Source organism: Streptomyces sp. NPDC031100 (assembly GCF_055570785.1).
In genome coordinates, this window is the sequence record NZ_JBVIGN010000007.1 from 211,495 (window position 1) to 219,677 (window position 8,183).

At 71.3% G+C, this 8,183-nt stretch carries 6 protein-coding genes; 1 reads left to right on the forward strand and 5 read right to left on the reverse strand.

Annotated elements, in window-relative coordinates; all coding sequences use genetic code 11:
• The first annotated feature begins 168 nt into the window (after window positions 1-168).
• Complete coding sequence (locus tag ACZ5DS_RS21295) at window positions 169-2,586, forward strand: polysaccharide lyase 8 family protein (protein ID WP_468240771.1); 2,418 nt, start codon at window positions 169-171, stop codon at window positions 2,584-2,586.
• Here the strand turns inward: ACZ5DS_RS21295 and ACZ5DS_RS21300 are convergent.
• The 5 genes from ACZ5DS_RS21300 to ACZ5DS_RS21320 all read right to left on the reverse strand — a co-directional run bounded on the left by ACZ5DS_RS21300 (window position 2,573) and on the right by ACZ5DS_RS21320 (window position 7,865).
• Window positions 2,573-3,496 (reverse strand): ATP-grasp domain-containing protein, encoded by a 924-nt coding sequence (locus ACZ5DS_RS21300; RefSeq protein WP_468240774.1) that lies wholly within the window; start codon window positions 3,494-3,496, stop codon window positions 2,573-2,575. The two genes, ACZ5DS_RS21295 and ACZ5DS_RS21300, sit on opposite strands and share 14 nt — an antisense overlap.
• A gap of 108 nt (window positions 3,497-3,604) precedes the next feature.
• Window positions 3,605-5,068, reverse strand: a complete 1,464-nt coding sequence (locus ACZ5DS_RS21305) for an HAD-IA family hydrolase (protein WP_468240777.1) — start codon at window positions 5,066-5,068, stop codon at window positions 3,605-3,607.
• 18 nt (window positions 5,069-5,086) lie between these two features.
• A complete protein-coding gene (locus tag ACZ5DS_RS21310) occupies window positions 5,087-6,073 on the reverse strand; it encodes a hydroxyacid dehydrogenase (protein WP_468240779.1) in 987 nt (328 codons plus the stop codon).
• Window positions 6,074-6,126: 53 nt separating this feature from the next.
• The gene (locus ACZ5DS_RS21315) at window positions 6,127-7,047 is read right to left on the reverse strand and encodes a carbohydrate ABC transporter permease (RefSeq protein WP_468240782.1); all 921 of its coding nucleotides are present in this window, start codon (window positions 7,045-7,047) and stop codon (window positions 6,127-6,129) included.
• Window positions 7,044-7,865: a carbohydrate ABC transporter permease gene (locus ACZ5DS_RS21320; RefSeq protein ID WP_468241272.1), complete on the reverse strand. Its 822-nt coding sequence runs from the start codon at window positions 7,863-7,865 to the stop codon at window positions 7,044-7,046. Before ACZ5DS_RS21320 ends, ACZ5DS_RS21315 begins: the two co-directional genes overlap by 4 nt.
• Between the last annotated feature and the right edge of the window lie 318 nt (window positions 7,866-8,183).

The window sequence follows — 8,183 nt, forward strand, 5'->3', positions numbered from 1 at the left end:
CTGCTCTCCTTCCGTCCCGTGCGTACGGGATCCGCGGTCCCCGTGCTGAGATACGGCGCGAACGGCGCACCCGTTCAGCCTCGCCCCCCACTCCCCCAAACGCTCTAAACGTTCAACTCGGTAAGAAGTATTGAGCGTTTGAGCGAGTGCATGCTAAAAACCGCCGTCATGACGACTCCTTGGTCACGCCGCGGTTTCCTGACCGCCTCCGCAGGCACCGCTGTCGCCCTGGGGCTCGGCACCCGGGCGTTCGCCGCATCGGACGAGTTCGCGACGTTGCGCGCAAAATGGCGCACCCTGATCCTCGGCGAGGGCTTCGCCCCGACCGCCGAACCGTTCAAGTCCCGGCTCGCCGACCTGGGCACCACCGCGAGCGGGCTGCTCTCCACGATTGCCCCGGCCGGCGGCTCGCTCTGGCCCGACCTGGTGTACGCCGACCCGGACCCGGACTCGGACCAGGAGTCGTACGGCTACTCGGGCAACATGAACACCAGCTACACGCGCCTGAACACGCTCGCGCAGGCCTACTGCCGACCGGGTACCGGACTCACCGGCGACACCGGGGTGCGGGACGCGATCCTCACCGGCCTCGACCACCTCCACGACGACGTCTACAACGCCGGACAGACCCGGTACGGCAACTGGTACAGCTGGCAGATCGGCGCCCCGCAGGCGCTGCTCGACGTGTGTGTGCTGATGTACGACGCCCTGTCGGCGGGGCAGCTCGCGAACTACCTGGCCGCGGTGGACCACTTCGTGCCCGACTCGGCCGTGGCGAACTACAGCGGGACCAGCACGGGCGCCAACCGGGTCGACCTGTGCCGGGTGCTGGCGCTGCGTGGCGTGGTCGGCGCGAGCGCGGCCAAGGTGGCGCTGGCCAGGGACGCCCTCTCGCCCGTCTTCCCGTACGTCACCTCGGGCGACGGGCTCTACGCGGACGGGTCGTTCATCCAGCACACCACCGTTCCGTACACCGGGTCGTACGGCTCGGTGATGCTCGGCGGTCTCGGTCTGCTGTTCGCGCTGCTGGCGGGGTCGAGCTGGGCGGTGACGGACGCGAACCGGCAGATCGTGTTCGACGCGGTCGAGCGCGCCTGGGCGCCGTTCCTCTACAACGGCCTGGTGATGGACGGGGTTGCGGGCCGGGCGATCAGCCGGGGGCTCGCGGCGTCGGACCCGGAGCAGATCCAGCAGGACGACCACCTGCGCGGCCATCCGATCCTCGCCTCGATCGTCCTGCTCGGGCAGGGCGCGAGCGCGGCGGAGAACGCGCGCTGGCGCGGCCTGGTGAAGGGCTGGATGCAGCGCGACTACTACAGTCCGCCGCTGAACGACCCGGTGCTGAGCCTGCCGCATCTGGCCCGGCTGAAGGGAGTTCAGGACGACACGTCGGTGACGGCGGTCGCGGAGCCGACCGGGCACCGGCTGTTCCCGTGCATGGCGCGCGCAACGCACCGCCGGCCGGGCTGGGCGGCCTCGCTGAGCATGGCGAACCGCCGGATCACCTACTACGAGACCGGCAACGGCGAGAACCTGCGCGGCTGGCACACCGGTTCGGGAATGCTCTACTGGTGGGGCGGCACGTTCGCGAACGGCCAGTACAGCGACGCCTTCTGGCCCACCGTCGACCCGTACCGGCTGCCTGGTACGACCGTCTCCCACAAGGTGCTGGCGGACGCGGCGGGCGGGGACTGGGGTGCCTCGCTGCCGGACGTGAACTGGGTGGGCGGCGCGACGGACGGGCAGCGGGCCGCCGTCGGACAGTACCTGAAGGGGCTGCAGTCCACGCTGCTGGCGAAGAAGTCGTGGTTCTTCCTGGACGACACGGTCGTCTGCCTCGGCGCGGGCATCACGTGCACCGATGGTACGGCCGTGGAGACGACGGTCGACAACCGCAACCTCGGCCCCACCGGCGGCGCCCCGTTCACGGTCGACGGCACGGTCGAGCCCGCCACCTACCCGTGGTCCAAGACCCTCACCGGCGCCCGCTGGGCACACATCGGCGGGCACGGCGGCTACGTCTTCCCGGGCGGGGCGACGGTACGGGCGCTGCGCGAGGCCCGCGACGGCAGCTGGAGCACCATCAACAAGGGCGGCTCCACGACCGTCCTGAACCGCAAATACCTCACGCTGTACGTCGACCACGGCACCGACCCGGCGAACGCGTCGTACGCCTACCAGCTGCTGCCGGGCGCGACCGCGGCCCGCACGCAGGCGCGGGCCGCCGACACCGGCTGGCTGACGGTCCTGGCCAACACCGACAGCCAGCAGGGCGTGGCCGTGCCCTCGCTCGGCTTCACCGGAGTGAACTTCTGGTTCGGCGGAACGGTCGGAACGCTCACCGCGAGCGACCCGTGCTGCGTGATGATCACCGAGAAGTCCGACGGCACTGCGGTGATCGCCGTGAGCGATCCGATGCGCATGCGCACGAGTCTGACGCTCACCTGGCGGCGGGCGGTCGTGGCGGTGACGTCCGCCCCGCCCACGGTCACCTCGTCGGCAACCGGCTCCGCGCTGACGCTGGCCTTCGGGGATCTGACCTCGACGGCGGGTGCGACGCAGCGGATCAGCGTCAGGCTGGGATGAGCGCCTCCTGCGGACCTTCCGTCCCCTGCACACCCTGGATCTCGTGGCCCTCATGGCCCTCATGTGCCTCATGGGCCTCATGCAACCTGTGGACGAACCGGCTCAGGGACGCCGTCAGCGCGGTGACGAAGGCGTCCCGGGCCTCCTCCGGGAGGGCGTCCAGGGACAGGTAGGGGTTGAGGTCCTCCAGTTCGACCAGCAGCAGCTCGCCGTCCGGGGCGCGGCAGGCGTCGACGCGCTGGATGCCGTGGCCGAGGCCGTTCCAGTCGATGAAGCGGCGCGCGAACTCCAGGTCGGCGGCGGTGGCCCCGTACGGCCGCAGCTCCCAGCGCCGCTCGCGGTCGGGGGCGTACAGGGCGTACTGGAAGTCGTCGTCGACGAAGTAGAAGGACACCTCGTAGGCGAAGTCGACGCAGGGCTGGATGAGGACGGTGCCGTCGGCGAGCGAGGCGAGCCGGGAGGCGGGCAGGACGCGCAGGCCGAGGGAGTCGGCGCCGAGCTTGGGCTTGACCACGTAGCGCTCGGCCGCCGGGAGCCGGTGCAGGTCCTCGGCGCGGTCGACGGTGGGGATGACCGGGAAGCCGGCGGCGCTCAGGTCGAGCAGGTACTGCTTTCCGGCCATGTCCGCCTTGCCGGTGAGCGGGTTGTACACCCGGGTCCCGCTGCTGAGCGCACGCGCGCGGAAGGCCTCGTACTCCTTCTGGTAGCCGAGGACAGGTCCGCTGTTGCGGACGACGACGGCGTCGTAGGCGTCCATCAGCGCGGTCGCGTCCAGCGGATGGCACAGGGCGAGGTCGAAGTGCTCGCGCAGCCGGGAAGTGAGGAGGATGTCCTCGTCGCAGTAGCGGCGCCCGCGGGCCGGGTACGCCAGGTCGGTGACGTAGAGGACGCGGGGGCGGACGGCTGGCATGGGGAACTCCTCGGGCACCAGGGGGTGCAGAAAGGTTACGTCCAGGGGTGGCCGCCCCCGTCCCCGGCCCTGCTTTCCGTACCGCTCGGGACCCGAGGGCCGCCGGTCTCACAGCCCCGCCGCCCACAACTCCTGCTGGTCGATGCCCGTGAGGCCGCGCCGCACCGTGCGCCGGGGCCCGGCCTGGATCGGCGCGTACGACGGTACGGCGAGGACCCTGCACCCGGCCGTCTCGGCCGCGGTGACGCCGATGGGAGAGTCCTCGACGGCCAGGCAGGCGGCGGGGTCCACGGCCAGGGCCCGGGCTGCGGCCAGATAGGGGTCGGGTGCGGGTTTGCCGCGGGGTGTCTCGCCCTCGGCGAGGGTCGTGCGGAACCTGTCGGCGCCCAGCACCTTGAGGGCGGCGTCCAGGACGGGCCGGGAGGACGCCGAGACCAGCGCCATGGGCAGGCCCAACTCCTGGATGATGTCGAGGAGTTCGAGGGCTCCGGGCAGCGGGGCGGCCTCCTGCTGGACCGTTTCCAGGAACCGTGTCCCGAGGTCCGCGGCGAGTTCCTCCGGGTCGGCGCCGGTCAGGCGGTGCAGGTGGGCGGCGGTGTCGGCGGTGGAGCGGCCGAGCGCGGCGAAGAGGTCGTCGACGCCGATGTGGGGCGCCCGCTCCCGGACCGTGCGCAGCCAGAGGGACTCGGTGTCGACGAGCGTGCCGTCCATGTCGAGGAGCACGGCGTGCGGCTCGGCCGCGAAGGGGCGGCCGTCCAGGGTCCAGTGCCGGTCGGGGTGCCGGCCCAGGGCGGCGAAGACCTGTGCGGCGACGTCGGCGTGCCGTACGCGCGGGGGCGCCTGGCCGATGCCGGGGCCCGCCGCCGCCAGCCATGCGGTGCGCTCCTCGGCGGAGCGGCCGCCGTGGCCGCCCGCGTCGACGTGCCCGTGGTCGGTGACGACCAGGTAGGTCCACTCCTCGTCCGCGTACGCGGGCCGGGAACGCACGGCGGCCAGCAGCCGGCCGAGGCTGGCGTCCGCGCGGCGGACCGAGGCCTCGTACGCCTCCCCGCAGCCGAGGACGTGTGCGGTCTCGTCGGGGGCGCCGAGGTAGACGAAGGCGGCCTCGACGTCGTCCTCGGCGAGGACGCGCGCCGCGGTCTCGGTGATCCGCTCGTCGCACTCCTCCCATGCCTCGGGGGTGTCGGCCTCCGGAGCGATGCACGCCGTCCGGGACGGAGCCCGGAACAGGGGCCCGCCGTCGCGTGGTTGCAGCAGGGGCCGCCAGCCGGCGGCGACGAAGGTGCGCCGGCGGTCGTGGTGGTCGAGGCGGGTGGCGAAGTCGGGGAAGACGTCGAGGCGGTGGCCGCTGAGGTCGTTGCTCCACACCCCGTGCTTGGCGGGGCCGACTCCGGTCACGGTCGTCGCCCAGCAGGGTCCGGACATGGTGGGGGTGGTGTCGTCGACCTCGACGGGCGTGAGGAAGCCTGTGGCGGCGAGGGCGTCGAGGTGCGGGGTGGGCTGGCGGTGCAGTACGTCGAGACGTACGCCGTCGATGCCGACGACGAGGACGCGGCGGGCGGCGTCGGGCATGGCGCTCCTTACGTGTGATCACGCGGACCGGGTCAGCTCGTCCGGCCCTACTCCATAAGCGAACGGAAGGCCCTGGGCGTAACGCGCCACTTCGTCGGTGGCCCAGTCGGCCATGCGGCCCAGCTCGTTGCCGAGGGAACCGGCGATGTGCGGGGTCAGCAGCACGTTCGGCAGTGCGTACAGGGGTGAGTCGGCGGGCGGTACGTCCGGTTCGGTGACGTCGAGGACGGCGTGGATGCGGCCGGGGACCAGGTGGTGGAGGAGGGCTTCGGTGTCGACGAGGGAGCCGCGCGCCGTGTTGATGAGCGTGGCGCCGTCGCGGAGCAGGGCGAGTCGGCGGGTGTCGAACATGTGGCGGGTCTCGGGGAGTTGGGGGGCGTGGATGGTGACCACGTCGCTGCGCCGGGCGAGGTCGTCGAGGCCGGCCGGTTCCGCGCCGAGAGCACGGGCCGCGGCCGGGTCGAGGTAGGGGTCGTGGAGGAGGACGTGCAGGTCGAGCGGGCGGAGGAGCTCGATGACCCGGCGTCCGATGCGGGAGGCGCCGACGACGCCCACGGTGCGGTGGTAGTTGCCGTGGCCGCTGAAGTACGGGAGCAGGCTGGGCTGCCTGCGGGTGTGGGCGTAGTCGCGGGCGATGTCCAGGACCCGTTTGTTCGCGAACAGGATCGCGGCGAGGGTGAACTCGGCGACCGGCAGGGCGTTGGCGGCGGCCGCGGAGGAGACGGTGATGCCGCGCTTCCAGACGGCGTCGGTGATGTGGTGCTTGACGGAGCCGGCCGCGTGGACGACGGCGCGCAGACGGGGCATGCGGCCCAGCGCCTCCTCGGTGAGCGCGGGTGCGCCCCAGTGGGTGAAGAGCACCTCGGCGCGGGCGAGTCTGAGCGCGTCGGCGGGGCTCGCGTCGGTGATCGTCGTGATCGTCGTGGTCGTGTCGACGCGGGCGATCGTGTGGAGGCGGTCGAGGGTGCCGTCGGCGAGGAGGGAGCGGTGGATGTCGGCGCTCATGGCGAGAACGGTGCGCGGACGGCGGCGGGTCGGGGGCATGGTCACGGTCACGGTCACTTCACCGCGCCGGCGGTCAGGCCGGAGCGCCAGAAGCGCTGCAGGCAGACGAAGGCCGCGATCAGCGGGAGGACGGCTACCAGGGAGCCGGTGATCACAAGGGTGTAGTACTCGGGTTGCTGCTGGGTGACGCTGTTCCACAGGAACAGGCCCAGGTTGACCGGGTAGAGGTGCTCGTCGTTGAGCATGACGAGCGCACCGAAGAAGTTGTTCCAGCTGGCCGTGAAGGAGAACAGGAAGATCGTCATGAAGCCGGGGGCGAGCATGGGCAGCGCGATACGAGTAAAGGTGCGCAGTTCGCCGGCGCCGTCCACGCGGGCCGCCTCCAGGACCTCGCCCGGCACGTATCCCTCGGAGAAGACCCGGGCCAGGTAGACGCCGAAGGGGTTGACCAGGGCGGGCAGCAGCAGCGCCCAGTAGGTGTTGACGATGCCGGCCTTGGTGGCGAGCAGGTACATGGGCAGCTGGATGACGGTGCTGGGGACCAGGACGCCGCCGAGGACCAGCCCGAACAGCTTCTCCTTGCCCTTGAAGTCGTACTTGTCGAAGGCGTATCCGGTGGCCACGCAGATCAGGGTGGAGGCGGCGGAGCCGACGACGGAGTACAGGACGCTGTTGCCGAACCAGCGCAGGTAGATGCCGTCGTTGACGGTGAACAGGTGCCGCAGGTTGGCGAGGAGGTTGACGTCGCCGAAGCTGAAGCCGGAGGTGGCGAAGAGGTCGCGGTGGTCCTTGGTGGCGGCGAAGAGCAGCCAGCTGACGGGCATCAGGGTGTAGCAGGCTGCGAGGATCAACAGGCCGTTGACGAGGCCCTTGGAGAGCAGGGCGTGCGCGGGGGCGCGGCGGGCGGCCGGCTGCGGGCGGGTGTCCGCGGGCGGCCGGGCGGGTGCCGGGGTGTGCTGGGTGAGTGTGCTCATACCGCCGCCTTCCAGCGGTTTCCGGTCCGGGTGACGAGGAAGGAGAGGGCCACGCCGAGCATGGCGAGCATCAGGGAGGCGGCCGCAGCCAGGCCGTAGTCGTGCTGCACGAATCCCGCTTTCCAGATGAACAGGGTGGGCGACCACTCGGTGTCGATCGAGGGCGCTCCGCGCTGGTTGAGCACCTTCGGTTCGGTGAAGATCTGGATCGCGCCGACGCAGGTGAACAAGACGGTCATGACGATCGCGGAGGCGATCGTCGGGATCTTGATCTGCAGGGCGGTGCGCAGTCCGCCGGCTCCGTCCACGACGGCCGCTTCGATCACTTCGCGCGGTACGGCCTGGAGGGCGGCGTAGAAGATGACCATGTTGTAGCCGGTCCACTGCCAGGCGGACAGATTGACCATGGAGAGCAGGACGTGGTCGTTCGCGTAGAAGTCCCAGCTGCCGCCGGCCGTTTCGATCCAGTCGAGCACGGGGCTCAGGCCCGGTGTGTAGAGGTAGATCCAGATGATCGAGGCGATCAGTCCGGGGATCGCGTGGGGCAGGAAGAGTGCGAGCTGGAAGAACCGTTTCGCGCGGGTGAGGGCGGAGTCGACGAGCAGGGCGAGGGCGAGGGAGCCGCCGGTCATCACCGGGATGTACAGGGTGCAGTAGAGCGCTATGTGCGCGAAGGAGGCGCGGAATCCCGGGTCGGACAGGGCTGCGGTGTAGTTGGCCAGTCCGGTGAAGACGCGCCGGGTGCCGCCGAAGCCGAGCCCGGAGGAGCGTTCCCGGAAGAGGCTCATCCACAGGGCGTAGCCGATGGGCGCGACCATGACGGCGGCGAACAGGACGAAGAACGGGGTGATGAGCAGGGCGGCGGTCCGGCGCTGACTGCGCCTCAGCTGCGCGGCCCCGCCGGGTTCGGCCGGGACATCGCGGGTGTCCGGCGGGCCGGCGGTCCGGGCCAGGGGTGCTGGTGCTGCCACGGTGGTTCCTTCGGGGTCGGGGTGGCGGGGAGGGTGCCTCACAGGCGGCGGGGCTGCTGCGGGGGGGGGGGGGTGGTTCAGGGCGCCCCCCCCCCCCCCCCCCCCCCCCCCGGTGGCCCCGCGAGAGGGGGGAGGACGGTTCCTTTTTTTGCTAAAGAGTTTTTT

What these genes read in the sequence shown, in the direction of transcription:
- ACZ5DS_RS21315 (WP_468240782.1), bottom strand. Translation starts at nt 7,047, where the DNA reads ATGAGCACACTCACCCAGCACACCCCGGCACCCGCCCGGCCGCCCGCG.
- ACZ5DS_RS21310 (WP_468240779.1), bottom strand. Translation starts at nt 6,073, where the DNA reads ATGAGCGCCGACATCCACCGCTCCCTCCTCGCCGACGGCACCCTCGAC.
- ACZ5DS_RS21320 (WP_468241272.1), bottom strand. Translation starts at nt 7,865, where the DNA reads ATGGTCGCGCCCATCGGCTACGCCCTGTGGATGAGCCTCTTCCGGGAA.
- ACZ5DS_RS21295 (WP_468240771.1), top strand. Translation starts at nt 169, where the DNA reads ATGACGACTCCTTGGTCACGCCGCGGTTTCCTGACCGCCTCCGCAGGC.
- ACZ5DS_RS21300 (WP_468240774.1), bottom strand. Translation starts at nt 3,496, where the DNA reads ATGCCAGCCGTCCGCCCCCGCGTCCTCTACGTCACCGACCTGGCGTAC.
- ACZ5DS_RS21305 (WP_468240777.1), bottom strand. Translation starts at nt 5,068, where the DNA reads ATGCCCGACGCCGCCCGCCGCGTCCTCGTCGTCGGCATCGACGGCGTA.